Genomic DNA, 14,225 nt, shown 5'->3' with positions numbered 1-14,225 from the left:
CGAAAGGAGGTGAGATAGCCCATGATGGAATTAGTACTCAAAACTATCATCGGACCAATTGTGGTCAGTGTCGTTCTTCGTATAGTCGATAAATGGCTAAACAAGGACAAATAGTGTCAAAAAAGACCTCAAGCTTATTTGGTCGTGAGCTTGGGGTCTTTTCTAGCCTATGATATAGAGCTAGTACTCAATTCCTTTTTATTATCCCATAGTTCACGAATTTTGTCAAAGGTTTATATCCTCATCCATTCAGCTTCTCCAACTTTAGAATCTGTCCAATAAAGTTTATAAGATTTAGAGAAAGCTATTGAAAAATGATATTTAGAAAACTTCCGAAAAGCCTGAAATAGAGCAAAAAAACTCCACCAGTTCCGGTGGAGTTAAGGGAGATTATGATGAAAAAGAAAAGTTTAGGATTTTATTAAATAAAGTTAGGAGGTCTTTATTTAATGACTATATAATACTAGACTAGCCTTAAATTTTGCTTAAGCAAAAACAAGTTTTATTATTTTTCTCTGTTGATCCAAGTCATCCCTATACAATTATAGGTGGATAAGGCTTCAAAATCCAATTTGCACCATTTTCTCCACTTCAACATAATTCCTAGATTACTAATTTTTTAAAACCATAACATAAAAACAAATGTAAAGAATAAGAAAAAATGCATAACATCTACTAAAAAATAGACATTTTGCATTTTTAATTCAGACTAATCTAGACTAATTTTTCCTCTTTGAGTTCCAAAAACACCTGTTTGTACTTGTAACTGTAAGCCTGAAGCATCTGCAGTCTCCGTATTCACATCAAATACCACATTTCCTGTGATACTATTTTCAGGGTTTAATTCTGACAAAAAGAATTTTGCTTCCTGATTTGCATAGATACCAGCTGTACTATCAGTTGAGTACTCTGTATCATCTTTTAAAAGCTTAAAGAAATCATCCGTAACAGTTATAGATTTTTTACCATTATTTTTTACCGTCACATTCAGAATTAAATAAATACCATTTGCGTTTTTGCCAAATTCTCCTCCAACATTTTGAGACAGAGATTTTGAATTCACGATATATTCAACATCTCCAACTTTAACAACTTCTCCGATTTTATTCTCTGCCTTAGCTTTTGTCTCCTCTTCCTTATTTTTATTTTTTTCTGTTGCCTTTGTTTGAGCAGTTTCTTCTGATGCTGCTGTTTGCGTACTTGAACTAGATGCAACTTCCTGCTTAGTGGAGTTACTTCCACTTCCACCTTTAACTACACCAAATACAACAATAATAACAATCAATATGAACCACCATTTTTTATAAAAAGGTGTTTTTTCACATATACATTCCCATTTTCATCTTTGATTTTCTTAGCCATAAGAAATCTCCTTTAATCTTTTTCAACTATTATATTATATTTCCTAAAAAAAAAAAGCATTTTTGAGGGTAATTTTAATTTTTTTAAATAAATGCGATTTAAAAAGTTTCAATCACTGAGCCTAGCTAAACAATTTCAACTAACAAAATTATCTCAAAAGAACTTTGCCATTTCAATTTTTCTAAAATATAGCACTCTAAGACAAATGAGGTGATTCTTGTTCATACTCAATTGTCTGAGCGTCTGCCTTCTTGGGATGTTCAGGTCGAGGAGTGACCGTTCGCCAACCATGGCATTTCAGGAGATAATAGCAACCATCACGTGTAGAAGTGCGACTAATCTCTTTTTGATAGGATGCAAATAACTGATTGACAGTTACAAATTCCCCAGCTTGAGCAGTTTCTATATGACGTTTTAGAAATGCTTGTTCTTCTTCGTAAGTCCTATATTCTCTATGACGTCCACCACGAGTCTCTTGAAGAAGAGCATACAAACTCCTTATATTTTTCAAATTCCTCCAAACAGTTGTTTTATTGCAATCTAGCAGATCCATGATTTCCTTATAACTCTTTTGAATAAAATATAATCTATAGACGTTTGTGGTATTCGGCGTACGATGAATCTCTTAGGAGTTTTTCAATTTTTTGTGTTTCTTCGTTTGTGAGTTTCATAACTACTATTATAAGATGTTTTTTGACTTTAGTATAATATGAGAGAGTAGATTACTTTATGGTATAATATTCTACGGCACTGCTACACCGCCTGCGAAAGGAGGTGAGATAGCCCATGATGGAACTAATCCTTAAAACTATCATCGGACCGATTGTGGTCGGTGTCATCCTTCGCTTAGTCGATAAATGGCTAAACAAAGATAGATAGTGTCAAAAAAGACCCCAAGCTTAATGTGGAAGTTAGCTTGGGGTCTTTTCTAGTCCATGATATAGAACTAATCCTTAATTCCTCTCCATTATCTCACAGTTCACAAAATTTGTCAAAACTTTACATCCTCAGCTTCTCAAGCTTTAACCACTTTACAACAAGACTTTCAAGTTTAAGAGAAAATTAGGGATTCTATCAATTTCATAGAAATTTTGATTTAGTAAACGAAGAGACAATCTTATATGTCACTCCTCATTTAATACGCCACTACTGGACAAGCAAAATCATTATTACAGTAGTTCTAGTCCTTCAATTAACAGTCACTTACATTCAAAGTGAGGTTGAAGTAGCTGAAGGTACAACAGACCTATTTCTTAATCATATTCGCTAAAAAAGCCCCCGCCAATTCCCCGACCAAAATCCGAAAAATATCGAAAAATGATTTTTAGAATAGTCCCCAAAAGCCTGAAATAGAGCCAAAAAACTCCACCTGATCGGGTGGAGTTAAGGGAGATTATTATGAAAAAGAAAAGTTTAGGATTTTATTAAATAAAGTTAGGAGGTCTTTATTTAATAACTATATGATACAAGACGAAGCTTAAAACTAGCTTAACTTTTCTCAGATTCTACCATTTTGCAGAAAATCACTATCACTATCACCTCACAAAAAGCCACCTGATTAGGTGACTTCATTAGGAGATTATGATGAAAAAAAGTTTTAGGATTTCATTAAATAAAGTTAGGAGGTCTTTATTTAATGACTATATAATACTAGACCATCCTTAAACTTTGCTTAAGAAAAAACAAGTTTTGTTATTTTTCTCGATTCGCCCAAGTCATCCCTATACAATTATAGGTGGATAAGATTTCAAAGCCCATAGAACGATAAAATCCCACGTTTTTTTCTGTCTCTTCTGTCACCAGCTGGACTTGATAAGCATCTTTGTAATCTTTTAAGGCCTCTTTCATTAGGGCACTACCAATCCCTTGACGCTGATAGATTGGTAAAACAATCAAATCCTGTACAAAAACTGATGAGAATCCATCTCCAACCAAACGAATCAAGCCCACCACAGCATCACCATCAAGTGCCAGATAAATTACTAATGAATGCGATAAGGCCTGCTCCAGCATCTCTGGTTGATGGGTATAATTTGTCCAACCGACAGCCTGATAGAGATGCAAAACATCCTCTAGCTTGACAATTTCTTGCTTTTTAATAGTAATCATCTCAACACCTCTTAAAGTTCTCTCAAGCTCTTGTACTGCTGTCCATTTTTATCAAAATTTTCAGGACGCAGCCATGTTTCCAAACGATCTTTGACTTGAGGCCAGTCCTTATCAATCATAGACAACCAATCCGTATCCCTCGTCCGTCCCTTATAAACCACCGCCTGGCGGAAGGTTCCTTCATAGACAAATCCCAAACGCTCCGCAACTCGTCTGGATGGCAGGTTAAGAGCATCGCATTTCCACTCATAGCGACGATAGTTTAGCTCCTCAAAAATATAGCGAGCTAGGAGATACTGAGCCTCAGTTCCTATCCGTGTACCCCTTAGCTCTGGAGAAAAAGTGACTGCTCCGACTTCTATTACTCGGTTATTCTGGTCAATGCGCATGAGAGAAAAAGTTCCCAAAGCCTTACCAGTCGCCTTGTCTATGATTGCATAGTAAAAACGGTCCTTACGAGCCAACATCTGATTTAAAAGGCTAACCAGCTCCCCCATATCTGCTACTGGCTCCTGAAAAAGATAGGTCCACATCTCCCGAGGAGTATCCGGGCCATAAACAGCTAGCAAATCCTCCGCATGTTTTTCTACCGAGAGAGCCTCTATCCTAGCATAACGCCCTTCTAAGAAATCAATAGAAGGCAGTGCACCGGGTGTATAACCTTCCATTGACTCACCAATCATCTGACCATATTCATTTACTGGCATAGCTTTCTCCTTGTTTCACTTTTCAAACTTTTTACTCAACTCTATTTGAATTGTCCTATCTGCTAATTTCAAGTTTTTTATCAATTTCATTTAACAATTTTTCTGCATCTTCTTTATTTAAAACATTTTCTCGTGCTACATAGTTTCTACAAATATTCAGGGCCGCAATTTGGTCTGCTTTATCCAAAGATTCAAACATAATTCTCACTGAGTTACTAGCAATAACTCCTCGTTTATCATCCGAATTTTGAAGAAAGTTAAGTAGAACACTTAAATTGTTCTGACGACACGATTCGTACAAATCAATATATTCACCGTATTTTTTCGATTCAGAATCAGTAAGTTTATCTACAACTTTTACCTGCGAATAAAAATAGATTATTTCCCTATTTTGAATAATATAATTTATTTTTCTGATATATTTTAATCCCTCTATTAAGAGCCAAATAAAATAGATTATCAGAATACCAAACAGTGGTAGCCACATGATACCAACACTGGATTGAATACGAGGATAAGTTTCATTAAAAGAAACTATTAAATTTTTGGCTCCAAAATAATGAATAATGGATAACAAATTTGTCACTATTAATAGAGTTGCAAAAGATTTTGTAAATAAAAATTGATACACTTCAGACTGTGTCCTTATAATTTCATTTGGAGATATTCCAAAAATATTGCTTGATTTATCATTTGAAAAACTAAAGAAAGTAATAAAAACTGCAAAGAGAGTGTCTAAAGTGAGTGTCAAATTTAAACTTTCCTTGTCCCAAAGACAATTTTTAAAATAATATGCACCCACTATTGACATTACTAATACTATAACTGACACTACAATAATAGAAATCTTAAATAATAAAATTTCACACTTCCTGCTATCGTTCACTAATCTATTCATTCTGACCTATTCTAAAGTTCATACTCTAGAGTTACTTCTTTTTATTTCACAACAATGTTAACCAATTTATTCGGTACCGCAATTACTTTCACGATTTCCTTACCGTCAATTTCTGCTTTGACTTTTTCATCCGCTAGAGCAATTTCTTGCAATTCTTCGCGTGATAGGTCTTTAGCGACCATGAGTTTGGCACGGACTTTTCCTTTGATTTGGACGACGATTTCGATTTCGTCTTCAACCAATTTGCTTTCGTCCCATGTTGGCCAAGCCACGTAAGAGATTGACTCACCTGTTGCTGCAACAGTTTGCCAGAGTTCTTCTGCCAAGTGAGGAGCAAACGGTGCAATCAATTGGATAAAGCCTTTGGCGTAGTCTACATAAAGTTTTTCTTCCTTGTTAGCCGCGTTGACAAAGACCATAAGTTGGGCAATGGCTGTGTTGAATTTGAGGGACTCAATTTGTTCTGTGACAGCTTTAACGGTTTCGTTATAAACCTTGTCAAGAGCACCATTGTTTTCCGCAATAATTTCCTTACTTGTAATCAAACGGTAAACACGGTCAAGGAATTTACGACTTCCTTCCAGACCTTCTTCTGACCAAGCGATTGAAGCATCAAGTGGGCCCATGAACATTTCATAAACACGAAGGGTATCGGCACCGTATTGTTCCACCACATCGTCTGGGTTGACAACGTTCTTAAGAGATTTAGACATCTTGGCTGGTGCTTGCTCCAACTCTTCTCCTGTTTCCACATGGAAGAAAGAACCGTCACGTTTTTCAACCTTATCGGTTGCCACAAGAGCCCCACGGTGGTCACGGTAGCTTGTTCCCAAAATCATTCCTTGGTTAAAGAGTTTTTGGAATGGCTCTTTTGTTGGAACCACACCGAGGTCATAGAGGAATTTGTGCCAGAAACGAGCATAAAGCAAGTGAAGTACAGCATGCTCTGCACCACCCACGTAGATATCTACTGGCAACCATTGTTTGAGAAGGCCCTCATCAGCCAATTTCTCAGTGTTGTGTGGATCGATATAGCGGAGGTAGTACCAGCTTGAACCTGCCCATTGTGGCATGGTGTTGGTTTCACGACGACCTTTAACACCATCTTCACGAGTCACTTCAAGCCAGTCTGTCAAGTTAGCTAGTGGACTTTCACCAGTACCTGAAGGACGGATATCCTTGGTTACAGGCAAGACAAGTGGCAATTCACTTTCAGGAACAGCTGTTGAAGTTCCATCTTCCCAATGAATGATTGGAATTGGTTCACCCCAGTAACGTTGACGGCTAAAGAGCCAGTCACGGAGACGGTAGGTAACCTTCTCTTGTCCACAGCCTTTTTCTTCCAACCAAGCCACAATCTTGGCAATTGCGTCTTCTTTGTTCAATCCATCTAGGAAGTCTGAATTAACATGAAGGCCATCTTCTGTGTAGGCAGCTTCTTCAACGTTTCCACCTTCAAGTACTTCGACGATTGGAAGGTCAAATTGTTTGGCAAATTCCCAGTCACGTTGGTCGTGGGCAGGCACAGCCATAACCGCACCTGTTCCATAACTAGCAAGAACATAGTCCGCAATCCAGATTGGAATTTCCTTGCCATTGACAGGGTTGATGGCATAAGCACCTGTCCAGACCCCAGTTTTTTCCTTGGCAAGGTCTGTACGAGCCAAGTCAGATTTGAGGCTAGCTTGGTGTTTGTAGTCTGCAACTGCTTCTGCTTGCTCTGAACTTACGATAGCGTCTACTAATTCATGCTCAGGAGCCAAAACAGTGAAAGTCGCACCGAAAAGAGTATCAGGACGAGTGGTAAAGACTGTGAATTCCTTATCAGTTCCCTTAACCTTGAAGGTTACATTAGCACCAGTTGATTTCCCGATCCAGTTGCGTTGCATGTCCTTGATAGACTCTGGCCAATCTAGTTCATCTAAGTCATTGAGCAAGCGCTCTGCGTAAGCCGTGATTTTGAGCATCCATTGGCGCATTGGCTTGCGGACAACTGGATAGCCTCCACGCTCAGACGTTCCATCAGGAAGGACCTCTTCGTTGGCGATGGCTGTTCCCAATTCCTCAACCCAGTTTACTGGCACTTCCGCTTCATAGGCCAAGCCTTTTTCGTAAAGCTTGGTGAAAATCCATTGCGTCCACTTGTAGTAGTTTGGATCTGTTGTGTTGACTTCACGATCCCAGTCATAAGAAAATCCAAGCGCATTGATTTGGCGTTTGAAGTTGGCAATGTTCTCCGCCGTAAATTCTGCTGGGTCATTACCAGTATCCATAGCGTATTGCTCTGCAGGCAAACCAAAAGCATCCCAACCCATTGGGTGAAGAACATTGTAGCCTTGCGCACGTTTGTAACGACTGAGGATATCGGTTGCAGTATAACCTTCTGGGTGTCCTACGTGCAGACCAGCTCCAGACGGATAAGGGAACATATCAAGAGCATAAAACTTAGGTTTTGATGCATCTGTTCCTGTCTTAAATGTATGATGTTCTGCCCAGTAGCCCTGCCACTTAGGCTCAATTTCTTTATGATTGTAAAAACTCATGGTCTCTCTCCAATTTTGTGATGTTACTATTATACCATTTTTGAGGGAATTTGGTCTCGTTCTATTCTATACTTTTCTATTTTACCTTGCTCTAAAATTTTTAAACTGCTATACTTATAACAGAAAACCCTTCCAAGGAGGTAGCAGATGTCTCATTCCTTTAAAAAATCGCTCCAAAAAGAAATTCTCCATAGAAGCTCTATCGCAGCCTTTGTGACCTCTCTTTTACTACTCATTTTACTTTTTGGTTTTTCCTATTTTTTACAAAAGCAGCAACTCTCCAAAGATACGAGACAGATTGTCAAACAGGTTCAAGAAATGAAAGAAGCAAATAATGAGCTCCTGACTACTATGAACCATAAAATGATTCCTGAATTTTTGGACGGCAAACACACAGAGAGAGAAGTCTTTAGCTTATTTTACGAGACAAAAGCTAGATTGAAGCTTAGTTCTGACCTCATTATTCTAAACGATACAGGTGAATTACTATTTAGTACCAATCGAAATCATCAAGAAAGTATTTTATCACCCTACTATCTAAAACTGCTCATTCAAAATCCTTCTCAAGAAAAAGTGACAGAAAAAATTGCACTCTCTTCAGATAAGCAACATTACACACTCTTTATCAAACCACTACTTCAAAACCAACGAGTTAAGGCCTATACTATTGCTTTCGTAAATGAGAATGATTTCATCTCAAGCTTCCCAATGATCAATTCCAAATACATCATTACCGATAGCTTTGGAAATATGTTTTCCAACAATACAAATCAGTTTACTCGCTCCACTCTTGAAAAATTGGATGAAAAACTCCTACACTCTCGCACCCACTGGTATGCGAATGAACCGCTTATTGTTCAAAAAGAAAAAGTCGGTGCTATTTTTTCAATCTATACTTTTCAATCCTTCTTTCCCATTCCTAGCTTACTTGGTCTAGCCTCCATTCTCACCTTGTGTATATTCTTCCTCTACTTCTGGCAAGCAAGACGAATTGCTCATAAGATTGCCACACACAATGCTGTTCCTATTGAAAGTTTGGTTTACCAACTTCAAGAAATTCCTAAACAAGCAGAAAAAAGGCTTTCTCTACAAACAGGTGATGAGTTTGAGTTTATGGCAGAAAAAATCAACAATATGTTGTACGAATTAGATCAACTTCATCAAAAAATGTTGACCATAGAAAAAGAAAAATGGATTTTTGAAAGAAAAATGCTGGAAGCTCAGTTCAATCCTCATTTTCTCTACAATACACTTGAGACGATTAAAATCACTTCTTTAATGGATGCCGCCCTCACACAAGACCTAATTCAAAATCTCACGCGCATTCTTCGCTACAGTATCACGGATTTAGAAAAAGAAACAACCATTTGTCAGGATTTAAAGATTATAGAGGATTACCTTATGATTCATAAGATTCGTTTTGAGCACTTTTCTTATGATATTGTCTGTCCAGAAACTGTCGATAATCAGCCTATCCCTAAACTTTTCTTACTTCCTCTAGTAGAAAATGCTATAAAATATGGGATGCAATACCGTATTGATCTTCATATTGATATCCAAATTACCTTGGAAGCAGATTCTCTGACTTTTTTAATCAAGGATAATGCCGGAGGGCTCACAAAACAAGAGCGACTCGCTATTTTAGACTCTTTAGAAAGCCCTCATACCCAGCATGGCATCGTGAACAGCTACAAACGATTGAGCAATTTCTTTTCTGATGTCCAGCTAGATTTAGGAGTCAATCGCCAAGGAGAAACTTGGGTCAAATTTATAACGAAAGGACTAACTCATGTTTAAGCTCATTATCGTAGAAGACGAACACCTCATCCGAAAATGGCTAGAGATTGCCGTAGACTACTCTGCCGTAGGTATCCAAGTCGTAGGAACTGCCAGTCACGGTCAAGAGGGAATGAAACTCATCCAAGAAAAAGAACCTCATATTGTCTTAACAGACATCACCATGCCAATTATGGATGCTTTTATGATGTTCGAAGCCACTCGTACCCTTTCCTATGAAAAAGTTATCTTATCAGGTTATAACGATTTTCAAAATGCCAAAAAAGCCATGCAATACGGAGCAGTTGATTTCTTATCCAAGCCAATTGATACCAAGGAATTGACAGAATGTCTTCAAAACATTGTTTTGCGATTACAAGGTAGTACCTATCAAGAAACTCCTTTTTTAGAAGAATATCAAACTTTACTCACCTCTATCCAACAGGTTGATACACAAAACCAAATCATTCAACAAATTATTTCCTTTGTCCACAAGCATTATGCAGAGCATTTTACGATTGCGACTATTGCTGAAGCTTTAAACTATAGCGAAAGCTATCTATATAAAGTTATCAAAGAAGACTTCCCCATGACTCTAAATGAATATATCTTACAATATCGTCTGAAACAAGCTATAGATAAGATGGCTGAATCTCCCAACTCCCCTCTAAGCGACATCTCTGATCAAGTTGGATTTTCAGACTATAAATATTTTGCCAAAGTATTTAAAAAGTATCTCCATATTTCCCCAAAGGAATTGAAATCACTCGGAAGAATAGTAAAATAAGCTATTCTTCTTTTTGTAGAGAATTTTACTCTAATAGAATAGAATTGTCGGTTTTAAAAACGCTTATATTGTTTTAAAATAAACTTAAATAACACAACGGAGGTATCCATCATGAAAAAGAAATGGATGTATTATGCTGCTTGCGGACTAGCCCTTTTTGGTCTTGCTGCTTGTTCTTCTAATGAATCTGCCGATGGCGGTTCATCTGATAAAGGAGACGGCGGTTCGCTAGTCGTTTATTCACCAAACTCAGAGGGCTTAATCGGAGCAACTATTCCTGCCTTTGAAGAAAAATATGGTATCAAAGTAGAACTGATTCAAGCTGGTACTGGAGAACTTTTCAAAAAACTGGAGTCAGAAAAAGAAGCTCCTGTAGCTGATGTCATCTTTGGTGGTTCTTATACACAATATGCTACCCACGGAGAACTCTTTGAAAACTATACTTCAAAAGAAAATGATAATGTTATCAAAGAATATCAAAACACAACTGGCTACTCTACTCCTTATACACTAGATGGTAGTGTTTTAATCGTCAATCCTGATTTAACGAAAGGCATGAACATCGAAGGATATAGCGACCTTCTCAAACCTGAACTAAAAGGAAAAATTGCAACTGCTGACCCAGCAAACTCTTCTAGCGCCTTTGCTCAATTAACAAATATGCTACAAGCTCAAGGTGGTTACAAAGACGATAAGGCTTGGTCTTATGTAAAAGATCTCTTCACACTTATTGATGGGAAAATCGGTTCAAGCTCATCTGGTGTCTATAAAGCAGTCGCTGACGGAGAAATGGCTGTTGGTCTCTCTTATGAAGATCCAGCAGTTAAACTCTTAAATGACGGAGCTAATATCAAGGTAGTCTATCCAAAAGAAGGAACCGTCTTCCTACCTGCTAGTGCTGCTATCGTTAAAAAAGCGAAAAATATGGAAAATGCCAAGAAATTTATCGATTTTATTATCTCTCAAGAAGTACAAGATACACTTGGTACAACCACTACTAACCGTCCTGTTCGTAAAAATGCCAAAACAAGCGAAAACATGAAACCAATTGACAAAATCAAAACACTCACTGAAGATTATGATTATGTCATCAAAAATAAATCAGATATCGTTAAGAAATACAACGAAGTCTTTACAGATATCCAATCTAAACAGTAAAAGAGGTTCACTATGAGTGAGATCAGAATTATTAACGCCAAAAAAATCTACCACGATGTCCCTGTTATTGAGAATTTGAACATTACAATTCCAAAAGGAAGTCTCTTTACCCTTCTTGGGCCTTCAGGGTGTGGGAAAACGACCCTTCTTCGTATGATTGCAGGTTTCAACAGTATCGAAGGTGGAGAATTTTACTTCGATGATACAAAAATCAATAATATGGAACCCAGCAAACGCAATATCGGGATGGTTTTCCAAAACTACGCTATTTTCCCACATTTGACTGTCCGAGATAATGTCGCTTTTGGTCTCAAGCAAAAGAAGGTTCCAAAAGAAGAATTGATTCAACAGACCAACAAGTATCTTGAACTCATGCAAATTGCTCAATATGCGGATCGGAAGCCCGATAAACTCAGTGGTGGACAACAACAACGTGTCGCCTTGGCACGCGCCTTAGCTGTTAATCCAAGTGTTCTCCTCATGGACGAGCCACTTAGTAATCTGGATGCCAAACTTCGCTTGGATATGCGTCAAGCCATTCGAGAAATCCAACACGAAGTGGGAATTACAACCGTCTATGTGACCCACGACCAAGAAGAAGCCATGGCGATTTCAGACCAAATTGCTGTTATGAAAGATGGGGTGATCCAACAAATCGGTCGGCCAAAAGAACTCTATCATAAACCAGCTAATGAGTTTGTAGCAACCTTTATCGGACGCACAAATATTATCCCTGCTAATCTTGAAAAACGGAGCGACGGCGCTTATATCGTCTTTTCAGATGGCTATGCCCTTCGAATACCAGCTCTTGATCAGGCTGAGGAACAAGCTATTCATGTAAGTATTCGTCCTGAAGAGTTTATCAAAGATGAATCTGGAGATATTGAAGGAACTATTAGTGATAGCGTCTATCTTGGACTAAATACGGAGTATTTCATTGAAACAGGCTTTGCCTCAAAAATTCAAGTTAGCGAAGAATCAACTTTTGAAGAAGATCTACAAAAAGGCGATCGTATTCGTCTACGAATCAATACTCAAAAATTAAACGTCTTTTCTGCAGATGGTTCCCAAAACCTGATAAAAGGAGTCAACCATGGAACGTAAAAAACTAAATATTTGGACAGCCTCCTCTTTCTTCATCTTTCTTACCTATCTTGTCTTTCTCGTTTATCCTATCGTTACCGTGCTCAAGCAAGCACTTATACATGAAGGGCAATTCTCACTAGCTAATTTTGTCACTTTCTTTGGTAAAGCCTACTACTCTGAGACACTTGTCAACAGTTTCAAGGTTTCCATTACCGCTACTGTCACTTCCTTAGTTGTAGGAACCCTATTAGCTTATCTCTTCTCTATGTATGACTTCAAGGGGAAGAAATTTCTACAAATATTGATTATCATTGCTTCCATGTCAGCTCCTTTCGTGGGAGCCTACTCCTGGATTCTCTTACTGGGACGAAACGGGGTCATTACTAAATTCCTGACAAATGCCCTTCATCTTCCAGCTATCGATATTTATGGATTCAAAGGAATTGTACTTGTCTTTACACTGCAACTATTCCCACTGGTATTTCTATACGTTGCTGGGACAATGAAAAGTATTGACAATTCTCTACTTGAAGCTGCTGAAAGCATGGGGTCCTTCGGATTTAAGCGTATCGTAACGGTTGTTTTACCTCTCCTCGTTCCAACCTTACTAGCTGCTGCCTTGCTTGTATTTATGAGAGCATTCTCAGACTTTGGAACGCCTATGTTAATTGGTGAAGGATATCGGACTTTCCCCGTCTTGATTTATACCCAATTCATTAGCGAGGTTGGAGGAAATTCTGCTTTTGCATCTGCTTTAGCCATTATGGCGATTATCATTGCCTTGGCAATTTTCCTTATCCAAAAATACATTGCAAATCGCTACAGTTTCAGCATGAATTCGCTCCATCCAATTGAGCCTAAAAAAACTACAAAAGGAAAAATGGCTGCCATTTATGCAACAGTCTACGGAATTATCTTTATCTCTGTTTTACCTCAAATTTACTTGATTTATACTTCTTTTCTAAAAACATCAGGTATGGTATTTGTCAAAGGTTATTCTCTAAACAGTTACAAGGTAGCTTTCAATCGTATGGGCTCTGCTATTTTCAATACCATTCGTATCCCTTTGATTGCCTTAGTCCTAGTTGTCCTATTCGCAACATTTATCTCCTACCTAGCCGTTAGAAAACGGAATTTGTTTACAAACTTAATTGACAGCCTCAGTATGGTTCCTTATATTGTACCAGGAACCGTTCTAGGGATTGCCTTCATTTCTTCCTTCAATACTGGTCTATTTGGAAGTGGATTTCTTATGATTACAGGAACTGCTTTCATCTTGATTATGTCACTATCTGTCAGAAGATTACCTTATACAATTCGCTCATCTGTTGCTAGTTTGCAACAAATAGCCCCAAGTATTGAAGAAGCCGCGGAAAGCTTAGGAAGTAGCCGTCTCAATACCTTTGCCAAGATTACAACTCCAATGATGCTATCTGGTATTATTTCTGGAGCCATCCTATCTTGGGTCACAATGATTTCAGAACTCTCTACTTCTATCCTCCTCTACAATGTCAAAACAAGAACAATGACTGTAGCTATTTATACAGAGGTTCTCAGAGGGAATTACGGTGTAGCCGCAGCCTTGTCAACTATCTTGACTGTTCTAACAGTAGGCTCCTTGCTCTTGTTTATGAAAATCTCTAAAAGCAATAGCATCACACTTTAGTTTCCCCCATCAAAAACAGCCGAAAGGATTACCCTCGGCTGTTTTTTCTTATCTTGATATTCTTATCAAATACCTAGCTCATAGAAAGTAATACTCAATGAAAATCAAAAAGCAAACTAGGAAGCTAGCCGCA

General features: G+C 37.9%; 12 protein-coding genes and 1 pseudogene. 7 read left to right on the top strand and 6 right to left on the bottom strand.

The window, feature by feature from the left end:
• Positions 1 to 21 precede the first annotated feature (21 nt).
• Entirely contained in the window at positions 22 to 114 is a 93-nt protein-coding gene (locus HT693_RS02370) for a type I toxin-antitoxin system Fst family toxin (protein WP_172924754.1), read from the top strand.
• A gap of 595 nt (positions 115 to 709) precedes the next feature.
• Here HT693_RS02370 and HT693_RS02365 read toward each other — a convergent pair.
• Positions 710 to 1,285: a DUF4352 domain-containing protein gene (locus HT693_RS02365; protein ID WP_240151837.1), complete on the bottom strand. Its 576-nt coding sequence runs from the start codon at positions 1,283 to 1,285 to the stop codon at positions 710 to 712.
• A 306-nt stretch (positions 1,286 to 1,591) separates the two neighbouring features.
• Positions 1,592 to 2,033 (bottom strand): annotated as a pseudogene (locus HT693_RS11830) (IS630 family transposase); the annotation flags it as partial.
• Positions 2,034 to 2,148: 115 nt separating this feature from the next.
• Between HT693_RS11830 and HT693_RS02355 the strand changes: the two are divergent.
• The gene (locus HT693_RS02355; protein ID WP_000970294.1) at positions 2,149 to 2,241 is read left to right on the top strand and encodes a type I toxin-antitoxin system Fst family toxin; all 93 of its coding nucleotides are present in this window, start codon (positions 2,149 to 2,151) and stop codon (positions 2,239 to 2,241) included.
• Between the two features lie 813 nt (positions 2,242 to 3,054).
• On the opposite strand, the gene HT693_RS02350 is transcribed toward HT693_RS02355, so the two are convergent.
• Genes HT693_RS02350 through leuS form a run of 4 tightly spaced genes read right to left on the bottom strand, consistent with a single transcriptional unit; the run spans position 3,055 to position 7,619 of the window.
• On the bottom strand, positions 3,055 to 3,471 hold the full coding sequence (locus HT693_RS02350; protein WP_000628388.1) for a GNAT family N-acetyltransferase: 417 nt from the start codon (positions 3,469 to 3,471) through the stop codon (positions 3,055 to 3,057).
• Between the two features lie 11 nt (positions 3,472 to 3,482).
• Complete coding sequence (locus HT693_RS02345; RefSeq protein WP_001144903.1) at positions 3,483 to 4,178, bottom strand: GNAT family protein; 696 nt, start codon at positions 4,176 to 4,178, stop codon at positions 3,483 to 3,485.
• Between the two features lie 55 nt (positions 4,179 to 4,233).
• Entirely contained in the window at positions 4,234 to 5,076 is an 843-nt protein-coding gene (locus HT693_RS02340; protein ID WP_001081167.1) for a hypothetical protein, read from the bottom strand.
• 41 nt (positions 5,077 to 5,117) lie between these two features.
• Positions 5,118 to 7,619 (bottom strand): leucine--tRNA ligase, encoded by a 2,502-nt coding sequence (leuS, locus tag HT693_RS02335; protein WP_000011746.1) that lies wholly within the window; start codon positions 7,617 to 7,619, stop codon positions 5,118 to 5,120.
• A 147-nt stretch (positions 7,620 to 7,766) separates the two neighbouring features.
• On the opposite strand from leuS, the gene HT693_RS02330 reads away from it, so the two are divergent.
• The 5 genes from HT693_RS02330 to HT693_RS02310 all read left to right on the top strand — a co-directional run bounded on the left by HT693_RS02330 (position 7,767) and on the right by HT693_RS02310 (position 14,092).
• Complete coding sequence (locus HT693_RS02330) at positions 7,767 to 9,416, top strand: histidine kinase (RefSeq protein ID WP_000019712.1); 1,650 nt, start codon at positions 7,767 to 7,769, stop codon at positions 9,414 to 9,416.
• Positions 9,409 to 10,182: a response regulator gene (locus HT693_RS02325; RefSeq protein ID WP_000475415.1), complete on the top strand. Its 774-nt coding sequence runs from the start codon at positions 9,409 to 9,411 to the stop codon at positions 10,180 to 10,182. The genes HT693_RS02330 and HT693_RS02325 overlap by 8 nt, the downstream gene beginning before the upstream one ends.
• 111 nt (positions 10,183 to 10,293) lie before the next feature.
• Positions 10,294 to 11,340 (top strand): ABC transporter substrate-binding protein, encoded by a 1,047-nt coding sequence (locus tag HT693_RS02320; protein WP_000731166.1) that lies wholly within the window; start codon positions 10,294 to 10,296, stop codon positions 11,338 to 11,340.
• Between the two features lie 12 nt (positions 11,341 to 11,352).
• Positions 11,353 to 12,444 carry an ABC transporter ATP-binding protein gene (locus HT693_RS02315; protein WP_172924752.1) on the top strand — a complete coding sequence of 364 codons (1,092 nt, stop codon included), beginning with the start codon at positions 11,353 to 11,355 and terminating at the stop codon, positions 12,442 to 12,444.
• Positions 12,434 to 14,092 (top strand): iron ABC transporter permease, encoded by a 1,659-nt coding sequence (locus HT693_RS02310; RefSeq protein WP_172924750.1) that lies wholly within the window; start codon positions 12,434 to 12,436, stop codon positions 14,090 to 14,092. Before HT693_RS02315 ends, HT693_RS02310 begins: the two co-directional genes overlap by 11 nt.
• The last annotated feature ends 133 nt before the right edge of the window (positions 14,093 to 14,225 follow it).

It is taken from the genome of Streptococcus sp. 2154 (assembly GCF_013277255.1).
GTDB lineage: Bacteria > Bacillota > Bacilli > Lactobacillales > Streptococcaceae > Streptococcus > Streptococcus pseudopneumoniae.
Note: the sequence above shows the minus strand (reverse complement) of the source record. Positions and strands in the feature narration are given on the sequence as shown.

Bases quoted from the DNA above. Each gene is read 5' to 3' on its own strand.
- HT693_RS02350 (WP_000628388.1), bottom strand. From the start codon at position 3,471: ATGATTACTATTAAAAAGCAAGAAATTGTCAAGCTAGAGGATGTTTTG.
- HT693_RS02340 (WP_001081167.1), bottom strand. From the start codon at position 5,076: ATGAATAGATTAGTGAACGATAGCAGGAAGTGTGAAATTTTATTATTT.
- HT693_RS02355 (WP_000970294.1), top strand. From the start codon at position 2,149: ATGATGGAACTAATCCTTAAAACTATCATCGGACCGATTGTGGTCGGT.
- HT693_RS02325 (WP_000475415.1), top strand. From the start codon at position 9,409: ATGTTTAAGCTCATTATCGTAGAAGACGAACACCTCATCCGAAAATGG.
- HT693_RS02345 (WP_001144903.1), bottom strand. From the start codon at position 4,178: ATGCCAGTAAATGAATATGGTCAGATGATTGGTGAGTCAATGGAAGGT.
- HT693_RS02320 (WP_000731166.1), top strand. From the start codon at position 10,294: ATGAAAAAGAAATGGATGTATTATGCTGCTTGCGGACTAGCCCTTTTT.
- HT693_RS02370 (WP_172924754.1), top strand. From the start codon at position 22: ATGATGGAATTAGTACTCAAAACTATCATCGGACCAATTGTGGTCAGT.
- HT693_RS02310 (WP_172924750.1), top strand. From the start codon at position 12,434: ATGGAACGTAAAAAACTAAATATTTGGACAGCCTCCTCTTTCTTCATC.
- HT693_RS02315 (WP_172924752.1), top strand. From the start codon at position 11,353: ATGAGTGAGATCAGAATTATTAACGCCAAAAAAATCTACCACGATGTC.
- HT693_RS02330 (WP_000019712.1), top strand. From the start codon at position 7,767: ATGTCTCATTCCTTTAAAAAATCGCTCCAAAAAGAAATTCTCCATAGA.
- leuS (WP_000011746.1), bottom strand. From the start codon at position 7,619: ATGAGTTTTTACAATCATAAAGAAATTGAGCCTAAGTGGCAGGGCTAC.